1 protein-coding gene is annotated in these 244 nt (G+C 76.6%); it reads left to right on the top strand.

Translation table 11 applies throughout. From position 1 onward, the window contains the following. The coding region (locus SB773_RS34070; protein ID WP_410594911.1) for a hypothetical protein at positions 1-244 on the top strand (244 nt) is incomplete at both ends.

The raw sequence follows: 244 nt of genomic DNA, 5'->3' as shown, positions 1-244 counted from the left end.
CTGGCGGTGAACCCGGAGATCGACGCCGTGACCGTCGGAGTGGTCGGGCTGGATGCGGCCGTCCGCCGGCGGGTGCGGTACCCGACCGGCCACATCCCGACCGCTGCGGAGGCCGTCGCCATCGTGTCCGCGGTCATCGACGGACTCCGTCCCGACCTCGCAGCGGCGACGCGCGTCGCCGGCGTCGGCGTCGCGGTCCCCGGGCTGGTCCGCGAGGAGGACGGCGTGGTGCGCCTCGCTCCGC

It is taken from the genome of Bacillus sp. SIMBA_074 (assembly GCF_046534555.1).
GTDB classification, from domain to species: domain Bacteria; phylum Bacillota; class Bacilli; order Bacillales; family Bacillaceae_G; genus Bacillus_A; species Bacillus_A mycoides.
The sequence above is the reverse complement of the archived record's forward strand: the minus strand, read 5'-3'. Positions and strand labels throughout refer to the sequence as shown.